Annotated in this window: 12 protein-coding genes; 8 read left to right on the top strand and 4 right to left on the bottom strand. The window is 68.7% G+C overall.

The window, feature by feature from the left end; translation table 11 throughout:
• Nucleotides 1-8: 8 nt before the first annotated feature.
• Together cobT and fsa are read right to left on the bottom strand one after the other, a co-directional pair.
• On the bottom strand, nucleotides 9-1,829 hold the full coding sequence (gene cobT / locus ACE3QC_RS00060; RefSeq protein ID WP_374405012.1) for a cobaltochelatase subunit CobT: 1,821 nt from the start codon (nucleotides 1,827-1,829) through the stop codon (nucleotides 9-11).
• 1 nt (nucleotide 1,830) lies between these two features.
• Nucleotides 1,831-2,487, bottom strand: coding sequence for a fructose-6-phosphate aldolase (fsa, locus tag ACE3QC_RS00055; protein ID WP_374405010.1), 657 nt, complete (start codon nucleotides 2,485-2,487; stop codon nucleotides 1,831-1,833).
• A gap of 116 nt (nucleotides 2,488-2,603) precedes the next feature.
• Between fsa and ACE3QC_RS00050 the strand changes: the two genes are divergently transcribed.
• Together ACE3QC_RS00050 and ACE3QC_RS00045 are read left to right on the top strand one after the other, a co-directional pair.
• Complete coding sequence (locus ACE3QC_RS00050) at nucleotides 2,604-4,769, top strand: primosomal protein N' (protein WP_374405008.1); 2,166 nt, start codon at nucleotides 2,604-2,606, stop codon at nucleotides 4,767-4,769.
• An 11-nt stretch (nucleotides 4,770-4,780) separates the two neighbouring features.
• Nucleotides 4,781-5,407 (top strand): glutathione S-transferase family protein, encoded by a 627-nt coding sequence (locus tag ACE3QC_RS00045; protein WP_374405007.1) that lies wholly within the window; start codon nucleotides 4,781-4,783, stop codon nucleotides 5,405-5,407.
• Here ACE3QC_RS00045 and ACE3QC_RS00040 read toward each other — a convergent pair.
• Nucleotides 5,404-6,165, bottom strand: a complete 762-nt coding sequence (locus ACE3QC_RS00040; protein ID WP_374405006.1) for an isocitrate lyase/phosphoenolpyruvate mutase family protein — start codon at nucleotides 6,163-6,165, stop codon at nucleotides 5,404-5,406. The two genes, ACE3QC_RS00045 and ACE3QC_RS00040, sit on opposite strands and share 4 nt — an antisense overlap.
• Complete coding sequence (locus ACE3QC_RS00035; RefSeq protein ID WP_374406584.1) at nucleotides 6,165-7,196, bottom strand: bifunctional transcriptional activator/DNA repair enzyme AdaA; 1,032 nt, start codon at nucleotides 7,194-7,196, stop codon at nucleotides 6,165-6,167. Before ACE3QC_RS00035 ends, ACE3QC_RS00040 begins: the two co-directional genes overlap by 1 nt.
• Nucleotides 7,197-7,314: 118 nt before the next feature.
• Between ACE3QC_RS00035 and ACE3QC_RS00030 the strand changes: the two genes are divergently transcribed.
• The 6 genes from ACE3QC_RS00030 to atpD form a co-directional block, all read left to right on the top strand.
• A complete protein-coding gene (locus tag ACE3QC_RS00030) occupies nucleotides 7,315-8,859 on the top strand; it encodes a trypsin-like peptidase domain-containing protein (protein ID WP_374405005.1) in 1,545 nt (514 codons plus the stop codon).
• A gap of 185 nt (nucleotides 8,860-9,044) precedes the next feature.
• The gene (locus ACE3QC_RS00025; RefSeq protein ID WP_374405004.1) at nucleotides 9,045-9,599 is read left to right on the top strand and encodes a F0F1 ATP synthase subunit delta; all 555 of its coding nucleotides are present in this window, start codon (nucleotides 9,045-9,047) and stop codon (nucleotides 9,597-9,599) included.
• A gap of 31 nt (nucleotides 9,600-9,630) precedes the next feature.
• Nucleotides 9,631-11,160 (top strand): F0F1 ATP synthase subunit alpha, encoded by a 1,530-nt coding sequence (gene atpA, locus ACE3QC_RS00020; RefSeq protein ID WP_374405003.1) that lies wholly within the window; start codon nucleotides 9,631-9,633, stop codon nucleotides 11,158-11,160.
• 30 nt (nucleotides 11,161-11,190) lie between these two features.
• Complete coding sequence (locus ACE3QC_RS00015) at nucleotides 11,191-12,072, top strand: F0F1 ATP synthase subunit gamma (protein ID WP_374405002.1); 882 nt, start codon at nucleotides 11,191-11,193, stop codon at nucleotides 12,070-12,072.
• An 88-nt stretch (nucleotides 12,073-12,160) separates the two neighbouring features.
• Complete coding sequence (locus ACE3QC_RS00010; protein WP_374405001.1) at nucleotides 12,161-12,499, top strand: hypothetical protein; 339 nt, start codon at nucleotides 12,161-12,163, stop codon at nucleotides 12,497-12,499.
• 34 nt (nucleotides 12,500-12,533) lie between these two features.
• Nucleotides 12,534-13,755 (top strand): F0F1 ATP synthase subunit beta (gene atpD / locus ACE3QC_RS00005; protein ID WP_374405000.1); only part of this gene is annotated, 1,222 nt, incomplete at its 3' end.

Here is a 13,755-nt window from a genome sequence, read left to right as displayed (position 1 = left end):
GCCGCAAATCACTCTACTTCGAACAGCCCGGCCAATTGCTCGATGATCGTGCCGCCCAGCTGCTCGACATCCATGATCGTGACCGAGCGCTTGTAGTATCGGGTCACGTCATGTCCGATCCCGATCGCGGCGAGCTGCACCGGGCTGCTCTTCTCGATCCACTCGATCACCCGGCGCAGGTGGCTTTCGAGGTAGCCCGCGCTGTTCACGCTCAGCGTCGAATCGTCGACCGGGGCGCCGTCGGAGATGACCATCAGGATGCGGCGATCCTCCGCGCGGCCGACCAGGCGCTGGTGCGCCCAGAGCAGCGCCTCGCCGTCGATGTTCTCCTTCAACAACCCTTCGCGCATCATCAGGCCGAGGTTGCGGCGCGCGCGGCGCCAGGGCTCGTCGGCACGCTTGTAGACGATGTGGCGCAGGTCGTTAAGGCGGCCGGGATGCGGCGGCTTGCCGTCGGCGAGCCAGGCTTCGCGGCTTTGCCCGCCTTTCCACGCGCGGGTGGTGAAGCCGAGAATCTCGGTCTTCACCCCGCAGCGCTCAAGCGTGCGCGCGAGAATGTCGGCGCTGATCGCGGCAATGCTGATGGGTCGCCCGCGCATCGAGCCCGAGTTGTCGATCAGCAGGGTGACGACGGTATCCTTGAACTCGGTGTCGCGCTCGATCTTGTAGCTCAGCGAATGCCCGGGGCTGATGACCACCCGCGCCAGCCGCGCGGCATCGAGCAAGCCCTCTTCCTGGTCGAAATCCCAACTGCGGTTCTGCTGCGCCATCAGCCGCCGCTGGAGGCGGTTGGCGAGCTTGGTGACCACCGATTGCAGCCCGGCGAGCTGGCTGTCGAGATAGGCACGCAGCCGGTCCAGTTCCTCGGCATCGCACAGCTCGGGCGCTTCGATCTCCTCGTCGAAGCGATCGGTGAACCAGCTGTATTCGAAATCGTTCGGGATGTCGGTCCACGGCCGGTTCGGGCGGACGGGCAGCATGCCCTCCTCGCCCTCTTCCGAGGCTTCGCCATCGGCCATTTCGTCGCCCGGTTCGGGTTCGCCTTCGGTTTCGCCGTCGCCCTCGCCTTCGGTCGGCTCGCCGGCGATCTCGGTAGTCTGCGGTTCCGCCTGGTCGCCGTCGCTATCCTCGTCGTCGCCTTCGGTGTCGTCGGCCCCGTCCTCGCCCTCGCCGTCCTCGTCCTCGCCGCTGTCGCTCTCGTCGGGGCGGACGAGTTCGAGGTGGCGCAACATGTCGAGCGCAAGCGACTGGAAAGCCTTCTGATCGTCGAGCGACAGCGCGAGCGCGTCGAAGTCCGGCTCGGCGCGCGCCTCGATGAATTCGCGCACCATGTCGACGCCCGCTCGCGCACGCTCGGGCACCGGCGCGCCGGTCAGCCGCTCGCGCAGGATCAGGCCGAGCGCGGTCTGCAGCGGCACGTCGTTCTCGCTCTGCGCGCGCGTGATCGGATCGCTCGCGGTGCGCAGTTCCACCGCCGCATCGAGATTGCCGCGCATCCCGCTGAAATTGTTCGCCCCGAGCGCCTCGTAGCGGACCTGCTCGGCCATGTCGTAGCACGCGCGCGCGACCGGCTCGGCGGGCGCGCCCTTCGCGTGCAGCCCCTCGTCGTGATGGCGCAGGCGCAGCGCGAAGCTGTCGGCAAAGCCGCGCGCCTCGCGCGCCTGTTCGGGCGGCAGGTTCCGGCCGGGCAGCGGCACGCGGAAGTTCTTGCCGCTCGCCGCGGGCGCATCGGCGCTCCACGCCACCTCGACGTCGGGCTCGCGCGCGAACGCCCGCGCGGTGCCGGTCAGTGCGCGCTTGAAGCGGTCGAGGGGCGTTTCGTCGGCCAAGTTACTTGAGAATCGTCTGCCCGGTCTTCGCCCAATCGGCGAGGAAGCCTTCGATGCCCTTGTCGGTCAGCACGTGCTTGAACAGCCCCTTGATGACGGCGGGCGGCATCGTCGCGACATCGGCGCCGATCCGCGCGCTTTCGAGCACGTGCGTCGCATGACGCACGGAGGCGACGAGGATTTCGGTATCGAACAGATAGTTGTCGTAGATCAAGCGGATATCGCGGATAAGCTCCATCCCGTCGAACCCGTTGTCGTCATGCCGGCCGACGAACGGCGAGATGAACGTCGCGCCCGCCTTGGCTGCCAGCAGCGCCTGGTTGGCGGAGAAGCACAGCGTGACGTTGACCATCGTGCCCTCCCCCGTCAGCGCCTTGCAGGTCTTCAGCCCGTCGATCGTCAGCGGCACCTTGATGCACACGTTGTCGGCGATCTTGCGCAGGACCTCGGCCTCTTTCATCATCGTCTCGTGATCGAGCGCGACGACCTCGGCGCTGACCGGCCCATCCACCAGCCCGCAGATTTCCTTCGTCACTTCCATGAAATCGCGGCCAGACTTGGCGATCAGCGAGGGATTGGTGGTGACGCCGTCGAGCAGGCCGGTCGCGGCCAGATCCTCGATTTCGGCGGTGTCGGCGGTGTCGACGAAGAATTTCATGGTGCAGCTCCGGGATTGGCGATTCCCCGGAGCCTTAGCCAAGCCGGTTTGCCGGGGCTAGGCCCAGCATGGACCTTGCGGCGCGGCCCCTGCGCCTCTCATATGAGGGCCAGCCCATGAACCGCGTCCGCCTCATCGTCTTCAACGCCGCGCTCGGCGCGCTCGACTACCGCGTGCCCGACGGCATGGCAGTCGAGCCCGGCTCGGTCGTGGTCGCGCCGCTGGGTCCGCGCCAGATTATCGGGATCGTCTGGGATGCGGACCGCCTCCCCGCCGAATCGGTTCCCGAGAGCAAGCTGCGCCCGATTGCCGAGGTCCTGCCCGTCCCGCCGCTACGGCCCGCGTTGCGGCGGCTGATCGAGTGGACTGCCGATTACTACTGCGCATCGCTGTCCTCGGTCGCGCGCATGGTGATCGCGAGCGGCGGCGCGCTGCGCGGCCCCGCCACCGTCACCGAATATCGCCTGACCGGCGGCATGCCCGAGCGCATGACCGCGCAGCGCGAGAGGGCGATGGAACTGCTCGAAGGCGAGCAGGCGACGATCCGCGAACTGGCCGAACTGGCGGGGGTTTCGGATGGCGTGCTGCGCGGGCTGGTCAATCAGGGCGTGCTGGAGCCGGTGACGGTCGATTGCGATCGCCCCTACCCGCGCGCCGAGCCGGGCCATGCCGTGGTGGACCTGAGCGACGACCAGAGCGAAGTCGCGGCGCGGCTGGTCGCGGCAGTCGAGGCGCGCGCGTTCGCGCCCTTCCTGCTCGACGGCGTCACCGGATCGGGCAAGACCGAGACCTATTTCGAAGCCGTCGCCGCCGCGCTCGAGGCAAAGCGGCAGGTCCTCGTCCTGCTGCCCGAGATCGCACTGACCGAGGCGTTCCTGCGCCGGTTCGAGGACCGGTTCGGCGCGGCGCCGATCGTGTGGCACAGTTCGCTCAAGTCGACCGAGCGCCGCCGCGCCTGGCGCGCGATCGCAAGCGGTGAAGCGCAGGTGGTGGTCGGCGCGCGCTCGGCGCTGTTCCTGCCTTACGCGAACCTCGGCCTGATCGTGGTCGACGAGGCGCACGAGGTCAGCTTCAAGCAGGACGATGGGGTGCGCTACAACGCGCGCGACGTGGCGGTGATGCGCGCGCATTTCGAGCAACTGCCGGTCGTGCTCGCCAGCGCCACCCCCGCGCTCGAAAGCCTGCAGATGGCCGAGAGCGGGATCTACGAGCGGCTCGAACTGCCCAGCCGGTTCGGCGCGGCCCAGCTGCCTGCTATCGACACCATCGACCTGACCGAGGAACCGCCCGAGCGCCGCCGCTGGCTCGCGCCGCGGCTGGCGGCGGAGCTCGCCGCGCGGCTCGAACGCGGGGAGCAGTCGCTGCTGTTCCTCAACCGGCGCGGCTATGCCCCGCTGACGCTGTGCCGCAATTGCGGCTTCCGTTTCGAATGCCCCAACTGCACCGCCTGGCTGGTCGAGCATCGCTTCACCCGCCGGCTCGCCTGCCACCACTGCGGGCACGAAACCCCGCCGCCCGCGCAGTGCCCCGAATGCGGTGAGCCCGACTGCCTCGTCGCCTGCGGTCCGGGCGTGGAGCGGATCGCGGACGAGGTGGCCGAGATCCTGCCCGAAGCGCGGGTGGCGGTGGCGACGAGCGACACGCTCAATTCGCCCGAGAAGGCGGCGGAGTTCGTTTCCGCGGTGGAAGCGGGGGCGGTGGACGTGATCGTCGGCACGCAGCTCGTCACCAAGGGATTCCATTTCCCCGAGCTGACGCTGGTGGGCGTGGTCGATGCCGACCTCGGGCTGGAAGGCGGCGACCTGCGCGCGGCGGAGCGGACCTATCAGCAGGTCGCGCAAGTCGCCGGGCGCGCGGGGCGCGGGGCGAAGCCAGGGCAGGTGCTGATCCAGACGCGCCATCCCACCGCGCCGGTTATCGCGGCGCTCGCAGCGGGCGACCGCGACGCGTTCTACGATGCCGAGACCGACGCGCGCCGCCACGCGGGCGCCCCGCCCTTCGGGCGCTGGGCGGCGATCATCGTCAGTTCGGAGGACGAGGCCGAAGCGAAGGAAGCCGCGCGCGCGATCGGCGGCACCCGCCCCGACCTGCCCGACATCGCCGTGCTCGGCCCCGCCCCCGCGCCGCTCAGCCTCCTGCGCGGCCGCTACCGCTACCGCCTGCTCGTCAACGCCCGCCGCAGCGCGCAAGTGCAGGACGCGATCCGCCACTGGCTCGGCGCGCTCGACTTTCCGCGCGGAGTGCGGGTATCGGTCGATATCGACCCCTACAGCTTCGTTTGAGGAACCCGCCCATGCTCACCGTCCACCACTTGCGCATTTCCCAGTCCGAACGGATCGTCTGGCTGTGCGAGGAGCTGGGGATCGAATATGCGCTGAAGCTCTATTCGCGGCGGGAGGACAACAATCTCGCGCCCGACGAATACAAGGCGCTGCATCCGATGGGCATCGCGCCGGTCATCACCGACGGCGAGCTGACCTTGGCCGAAAGCGGGGCGATCTGCGAATATATCGACCGCACCCATGGCGGCGCGAAGCTCTCGCCCGGTGCGGATCATCCCGATTTCGCGGATCACCTGTTCTGGTTCCACTTCGCCAACGGCACCTTCATGACCAACGGCATGATGGCGCTGGTCGCGGGGCGCATGGGCGAGATCCCCGAGTTCGTGACCGGGCGCATCGCCAAGGCCTGGGCGCTGGTCGAGGCGCGGCTGGCGGAGGCGGAGTTCTTCGGCGGATCGCAGCTCACCACGGCAGACATCATGATGGGCTTCAACCTCACCACCTCGCGCATGTTCAACGGCGCGAAGATCGATCGCTATCCCAATGTGGCGAGCTATCTTCAGCGGATCGGGCAACGCCCGGCCTATCGCCGCGCGATGGAAAAGTGCGAGCCGGGAATGGCGCCGAAGCTGGACTAGGCCGCATAGCTGGGCACGCCGCCCGCCAGCACCGCCTCCGCCTCGCGCGCGAGCAGCGCCATCGCCGCGGCCCATGGCTGATGGCCGTGGCTGATCCGCGCGACGCCGAATGCGGCCAGCGCCGCGCGGTCGCCACAGGCGGGCGACCACAGGATGTTGACCGGCAGCGGCGAGGCTTCACAGATTGCGGCGATACAGCCGTCGTCTGAAAGAAAAGGCACGAACAAGCCGCCCGCTCCGGCGTCGGCATAGGCGCGGGCGCGCTCGAGTGCTTCGGCGACCAGCGCCTTGCCGTCAGCGGCGGCGTCTCGTCCGCGAAACACGTCGCAGCGGGCGTTGACGAACAGGCCGGTCGCCGCGGCGGCGGCGAGGCGTTCGGCTTGCTCGGCGACCGGCACCAGCGCGGTTTCGCCCGGCAGCCGGTCTTCCATATTGATCCCCGCCGCACCCATATCGCGCGCGCGGGCGACCGAAGCGCCGACTTCGGCCGGCGTGTCTCCGTACCCTGCCTCCATGTCGATCGACACCGGCAGGTCGGTAACCGAAACGATCCGTTCGAGATTGGCCAGCACGAGATCGAGCGGCACCGTCTCGCCATCCGCCAACCCGAGCGATTCGGCGACGCCGTAGCTGCCCGTCGCGATCGCTCTCGCGCCCGCCTGCGCCACGACCTTCGCGGAGCCTGCATCCCAGATGTTGAACAGCACCAGCGGATCGCAGGGGACGTGCAGCGCGCGGAAAGCCGAAACCCGCTCCATCACTTCGCCTCCCGCTTGAGCAGCTCGCGCTTGATGTCGAGCCCGTAGGCGTAGCCGCCCAAGTCGCCGCCGGTGCGGATCACGCGGTGGCAGGGGATCAGCACCGCGACGTTGTTGCGCGCGTTGGCGCTGCCCGCGGCGCGCACCGCCTTCGGATTGCCCGCCGCCGCCGCGATCTGGGCATAGGTGCGGGTTTCGCCCGGCGGGATTTCGCGCAGCGCCTGCCAACAGGCTTCCTGAAACGCGGTGCCCTTCACGTCGAGCGGGATGTGGCCGAAACCGGCAGGCGCATCGCCCGGCGCCTCGACCGTCGCGACCACCTCGGCGAGCAGCGTCTCGAAGTCCACGCCGCCCTCGGCCAGTTCGGCCTTCGGAAAGCGGCGGCGCAGTTCGGTCTCGTCCTCGTCGAACGACAGGCGGCAGACGCCCTTCTCCGTCGCGGCCACGAGCATCGGGCCCATCGAGGTCGGCACCACCGCCCAGTGGATCGTCACCCCCGCTCCGCCATTGGTCCATGCACTCGGCGCCATGCCCATCCTGCCTTTCATGTTCTCGTAGAAGCGCGACGGCGCGCCGTAGCCCGCCTCGTAGATTGCGCCGGTCACGCTGTCGCCCGTGCTGAGCGCGTCGCGCGCCCGCTCTTCGCGCAGCGCGCGGGAGTAGGCGGCGGGCGAGAGCCCGGTCGCGCGCTTGAACACGCGCTGGAAATGCGTGGGCGAATAGCCGGTGAGCTGCGCCAGTTCGTCGAGCGAGGGTTTGTCGTCCGCCTGCTTGATCTCGTCGATCGCGGCGAGCACCGCCGCTTCGTCGCGCCCCACGTCGTCGGGCAGGCAGCGCTTGCAGGCGCGCAGCCCGGCGGCGCGCGCCTCGGCCCCGCTCGTGAAGAAGCGCACGTTCTCTCGGCTCGGGTGGCGCGCGGCGCACGAGGGGCGGCAATAGATGCCGGTCGTGAGCACGCCGGTGACGAAGCGCCCGTCGAAGCGCCTGTCGCGCCGCTTGACCGCGGCCCATGCGGTATCGTCGGTGACCATCTCGACTTTCTCCATAGCGCCGGGCGACCAGCGCGGCGAGGGCTTGATGCCCGCCATCGGCCGCGCCCGCATCCCGGAGCTTGCGGTCAAAACCCGCCCCCGCCTACAAGGCGCGCCGATGACCCGCCTGCTCGCCCTGCTCGCCACGCTGTTCGCACTCGCCCTGCCCGCCACGGCGCAGGCCGATCCGGCCGATATCGACGCGGCCGCGCGCGGCGTCGTGCGCGTCGTCATCATCGGCACCGACGGGCAGGAGATCTTTCCCGTCAGTCACGGCACCGGCTTCGCGGTCGCACCCAATCGGATCGTGACCAACGCGCATGTCGTGCGCGAGGCGTTGCAGGACGACACCCTGCGCATCGGCATCGTCCCGAGCGAGGGCGGCGAGGCGGCCGACTACGCGCGGACCGTGGCGGTGAGCCCAGGCAAGGACCTCGCGCTGGTCGAGATCACGGGCGACCTGCGCCTGCCGCCGCTGACCGTGGCCGCCGGGCCGGTGCGCGACGGGGAGGTTTCGGCGGTCGGCTATCCGATGAACGTCGATCGCGCGCAGGGGCTCGACATCGCCGATATCTTTCGCTCGCAGCCGCCGGTGAAGAGCCGCGGGTTCATCTCCGGCCAGCGGCCGAGCCGGCTGTTCGACACGATTCTCCACACCGCCACGATCGCACGCGGCAATTCGGGTGGCCCGCTGCTCGACGGGTGCGGGCGGGTGATCGGGGTCAACAGCTTCGGCACCGATTCGGGGGGGTCGGACGGCGAGTTCTTTTTCGCCGTCTCCACCCGCGAGCTGCTGCCCTTCCTGCGCGCGAACGACGTCGAGGCGCGGATCAGCAGCCTGCCGTGCCGCAGCCTCGAGGACCTCAACGAAGCCGAGCGCGCGCGCGTGGAGCGCGAGCAGGCCGATGCGCGCCAGCAGCTCGCCGCGCGCGCCGAGGAAACCCGCGAACGCCGCGCCCGCGCCGAGGACGAGGCGCGCGAATCGGTCCAGACCGACCGCGAGAACGCGATGGCGCTGGCTTTCGTCCTCGCCCTGATCGCGGCGGGCGCGGGGGCGGTCGCATGGCAGGCGCGGCAAGCGGGCGAGAGCGGCGAGAAGCGGCTGATGATCGCCGGCACGGTCTGCGCCGCAGCGGTGATCGCCGCGCTCGCGCTGTGGTTCACCCGCCCCGGCCTCGACGAGATCGAGCGCCGCGTCGCCGCGGCGATGGATGAAGCGAGCGACGCGCCCGATGCCCCCGGCGCCGACGCGACCGGCGACGGCATGCTCACCTGCACGCTCGACCTGTCGCGCAGCCGCGTAGTCGGTGCGCCCGACCGCCAGCTCGAATTCTCGTGGCGCGAGGACGGCTGCGTCAATGGGCGCACGCAATACGGCTTTTCCGGCGGCAGCTGGTCGCGGGTGTTCGTGCCCGACGAGGAAGAGGCGGTCTCGGTCAACGTGTTCGACCCGGCGACCGGCTCGTTCCGCACCGATCGTTACCTGCTCGGGCGCGGGGCGATGACAGGCGCGCGCGAGGCACGCGGCAAGTACGCCCCGCCGCAGTGCGGCGCGCCCGAGGCGGCGGGCGATCTCGGCGAACTCCAGTCGGGCGTCACCGGCCTCCTGCCCGATGCGCCGAACGAACGGCTGGTCTACGCCTGCGCGGAGAAGGTCGGCTGAGCGGAGCCGGGTCGACGGCCCCTTCACAATTGGCCAGCAGCGCCGGTCGCAATGCCGCGCGCCGGGTTGCATAGTGGCAAACCCGGTGCTAGTCGCGCGCCAGCCTTGCCGGGGTGGCTCGTTCCGCCCGCATCGGCATGGGTGATGCACCGCTATTTTCCGGACCTTCAAAGGACGAGAGACGCGTGGAGATTTCCGCCGGTATTCAGGCTAGCCTGTCAGGGCGCTATGCCTCTGCCCTGTTCGATCTTGCGGCGGAGGCCGGCACGGTCTCGGCCGTCGAATCGGACCTCGAGAAGCTGTCCGCCGCGCTGGCCGAATCGGCCGACCTGCGCGCCGCCACCACCAACCCCGAACTGAGCCGCAAGGCGCAGGGCGCCGCGATGGCGGGCGTGGCGAAGCTGCTCGGCCTGTCCGAACTCACCACCAATTTCCTCGGCGTCCTCGCCGCCAACCGCCGGCTGGGCGAGCTGCCCAAGGTGATCCGCGCCTTCCGCGCGATCGCCGCCGCGCAGCGCGGCGAAGTCGCCGCCGAAGTCACCAGCGCGCATGCGCTCAGCGACGAACAGCTCGCCGCATTGAAAGACAAGCTGACCGCGCGCGAAGGGCGCACGGTCAAGCTCGACGCAAAAGTCGATCCCGACCTCCTGGGCGGGCTCGTCGTCACGATCGGTTCGAAGCGGATCGACGGCTCGATCCGCACCCGCCTCAATTCTCTTGCCCACGCGATGAAGGGCTGACGCCTCAAGGCTCGAAGGAAAGACACGAACGATGGAAATCCGCGCCGCAGAAATCTCCAAGGTCATCAAGGACCAGATCGCCAATTTCGGCACCGAGGCGCAAGTCTCGGAAGTCGGCTCGGTGCTCTCGGTCGGTGACGGCATCGCCCGCATCCACGGGCTCGACAAGGTGCAGGCCGGCGAGATGGTCGAATTCGCCAACGGCGTTCAGGGCATGGCACTGAACCTGGAGGCCGACAACGTCGGCGTCGTGATCTTCGGCTCGGACGCCGAGATCAAGGAAGGCGACAGCGTCAAGCGCACCGAGACGATCGTGGACGTGCCCGTCGGCAAGGGCCTGCTCGGCCGCGTGGTCGACGCGCTGGGCAATCCGATCGACGGCAAGGGCCCGATCGATAGCAGCGAGCGCCGCCGCGTCGAGGTGAAGGCACCCGGCATCATCCCGCGCGAATCGGTTTCCGAACCCGTGCAGACCGGCCTAAAGGCGGTCGACGCGCTCGTGCCCGTCGGCCGCGGCCAGCGCGAACTCATCATCGGCGACCGCCAGACCGGCAAGTCCGCCGTCGCGATCGACACCTTCATCAACCAGAAGAACGTCAACCAGGGCGACGACGAGGGCAAGAAGCTCTACTGCATCTACGTCGCCGTCGGCCAGAAGCGCTCGACCGTCGCGCAGATCGTCCGCCAGCTGGAAGAAAACGGCGCGATGGAATATTCGATCGTGGTCGCCGCGACCGCGTCGGAGCCCGCGCCGCTGCAGTACCTCGCACCCTACACCGGCTGCGCGATGGGCGAGTTCTTCCGCGACAACGGCATGCACGCCGTGATCGTGTACGACGACCTTTCCAAGCAGGCCGTCGCCTACCGCCAGATGTCGCTGCTGCTGCGCCGCCCGCCGGGCCGCGAAGCTTATCCGGGCGACGTATTCTACCTCCACAGCCGCCTGCTCGAGCGCGCGGCGAAGATGAACACCTCGCAGGGCGGCGGATCGCTGACCGCGCTACCGATCATCGAGACGCAGGCGGGCGACGTGTCGGCCTACATCCCGACCAACGTGATCTCGATCACCGACGGGCAGATCTTCCTCGAAACCGATCTGTTCAACGCGGGTATCCGCCCGGCGATCAACGTCGGCTTGTCGGTCAGCCGCGTCGGCGGCGCCGCGCAGACCAAGGCGATGAAGAAGGTGTCCGGCTCGATCAAGCTCGAGCTGGCGCAGTACCGCGAAATGGCGGCGTTCGCGCAGTTCGGCTCGGACCTCGACGCCTCGACGCAGAAGCTGCTTAACCGCGGCGCGCGCCTGACCGAGCTGCTCAAGCAGTCGCAGTTCTCGCCGATGCCGTTCGAGGAGCAGACCGTGTCGATCTTCGCCGGCACCAACGGCTATCTCGACGCGATCCCGACCGACCGCGTGACCGAATACGAAGCCGCGATGCTGAGCTTCATGCGCGGCGAGCACGCCGAAGTGCTGAAGGACATTCGCGAGAGCGGCAAGTTCGAAGGCGACGTGAAGGACCGCACCGTGGCCGCGCTCGACACCTTCGCCAAGCAGTTCGCCTGAGCCCCGCGAGATACTAGCTAGGGAGCCGAAATGGCCTCGCTGAAAGAACTCAAGGGCCGGATCAACTCGGTCAAGTCGACCCAGAAGATCACCAAGGCCAAGCAGATGGTCGCGGCGGCGAAGCTGCGCAAGGCGCAGGCCGCGGCCGAAGCCGCGCGCCCCTATGCGACCCGCCTTTCCGCCGTCATGGCCTCGCTCGCGGGCAAGGTCAGCGGCGACAGCGCGCCCAAGCTGCTCGCCGGCACCGGCGCCAGCCAGCGCCACCTGCTGGTGGTGGTCAACACCGACAAGGGCCTGTGCGGCGGACTCAACGCGAACATCGTCAAGGCCGCCAAGGCCAAGGCCAAGGCGCTGATCGCCGAGGGCAAGGACGTGGCGTTCTACCTCGTCGGCAAGAAGGGCCGCGCACCGATCAAGCGCGACTACGCCGATCGCATCTCCGACAACTTCGACACCAGCACCGTGCGCAACCCCGGCTTCGAGGAAGCCGAGGCGGTCGCCGATGAACTGGTGACGATGTACGAAGCGGGCAAGTTCGACGTCGCGCACCTCGTCTATCCGGTGTTCCAGTCCGCGCTGGTGCAGAACCCGACGGTTCAGCAGCTCATTCCCGTCCCCACCCCGGAGAACGCGGGCGATGCCGCGACCGGCGGTGACGCGGTTGTCGAGTACGAGCCCGACGAGGAAGCCATCCTCGAGGAACTGCTGCCGCGCTACGTCAAGACGCAGGTGTTCGGCGCATTGCTGGAAATCGCCGCTTCCGAACAGGGCGCGTCGATGACCGCGATGGACAACGCCACGCGCAACGCAGGCGATCTGATCAACAAGCTCACCATCCAGTACAACCGCAGCCGCCAGGCCGCGATCACCACCGAACTGATCGAGATTATCGCTGGCGCGGAAGCGCTGTAGCGACAAAACTAACGCTGGCGCGGAAGCGTTGTAGCGACAACCGGAATACCGGCGCGCAAGCGCTGTAAGCCCCCGAGGACAGACTACCGTGAAAAAGATCGCCTTCCTTCTCCCCGCCCTCACTCTGGCGCTTGCCGCGTGCGGCGAAGAGCCCGCGCCCGAGCCGACGCCGACGGTGGCCCCGACGCCCACCGAACCGGCGTTGCCCGCGCCCGACCAGGCGCTGTTCACCGGCCTGCTGGCCGAAGCGTGCCCCGAACTCGAGCCGGTCAACACCGCGGTCTGCAAGCGCGCGGGCTTCGGATCGAGCGACGTGATCTGCGAATACGGCCTCGGCAGCGACGAGTATCTGCGCGACAAGGCCACCCTCACCCCCGGCGACGGCGAATGGACGCTGGCCGACCCCGAAAACGTCTGCGCCGCCTGAGGCGCCGCGTAACCCGCAAGGCAGGATAGATATCATGGCCACCGCACCCGCAATGAACCAGACCACGCCGAACCTTTCGGCCAACGGCACGATCAGCCAGGTCATCGGCGCCGTCGTCGACGTGACGTTCGAGGGCGAACTGCCCGCGATCCTCACCGCGCTGGAAACCAAGAACGGCGCCAACACGCTCGTGCTCGAGGTCGCCCAGCACCTTGGCGAGAATACCGTGCGCACCATCGCGATGGACGGCACCGACGGGCTGACCCGCGGGCAGGAAGTGATCAACACCGGCGCACAGATCCGCGTGCCCGTGGGCCCCAAGACGCTCGGTCGCATCATGAACGTGGTCGGCGAGGCGATCGACGAGCGCGGCCCGATCGGCGCCGAGCAGACCGCCCCGATCCACGCCGAGGCCCCGCTGTTCATCGACCAGTCGACCGAAGCCGCGATCCTCGTCACCGGCATCAAGGTCATCGACCTGCTCGCGCCTTACGCGAAGGGCGGCAAGATCGGCCTGTTCGGCGGCGCGGGCGTGGGCAAGACCGTGCTGATTCAGGAACTGATCAACAACATCGCCAAGGGCCACGGCGGCGTGTCCGTCTTCGCCGGCGTGGGCGAGCGTACCCGCGAGGGCAACGACCTTTACCACGAATTCCTCGACGCGGGCGTCATCGCCAAGAACGAGGCGGGCGAAGCGATTTCCGAAGGTTCCAAGGTCGCGCTCGTGTTCGGCCAGATGAACGAGCCTCCTGGCGCTCGTGCGCGCGTCGCGCTGTCGGGCCTGACGATGGCCGAATACTTCCGCGACCAGGAAGGGCAGGACGTGCTGTTCTTCGTCGACAACATCTTCCGCTTCACGCAGGCGGGTTCGGAAGTGTCGGCGCTGCTCGGCCGTATTCCTTCGGCGGTGGGCTATCAGCCGACTCTGTCGACCGACATGGGCAACCTGCAGGAACGCATCACCTCGACCACCAAGGGTTCGATCACCTCGGTGCAGGCGATCTACGTGCCGGCGGACGACCTTACCGACCCCGCACCGGCGACCTCGTTCGCCCACTTGGACGCGACGACCACGCTGAACCGCGCGATTTCGGAGCTGGGCATCTACCCGGCGGTCGATCCGCTCGATTCCACCAGCCGCGTGCTCGAGCCGCGCGTCGTGGGGCAAGAACACTACGACACCGCGCGCAAGGTCCAGGAGACGCTGCAGAAGTACAAGTCGCTGCAGGACATCATCGCGATCCTGGGCATGGACG

Origin of the sequence: Pelagerythrobacter sp. (assembly GCF_041912895.1) — a bacterium.
Classification (GTDB): Bacteria; Pseudomonadota; Alphaproteobacteria; order Sphingomonadales; family Sphingomonadaceae; genus Pelagerythrobacter.
The sequence above is the reverse complement of the archived record's forward strand: the minus strand, read 5'-3'. Positions and strand labels throughout refer to the sequence as shown.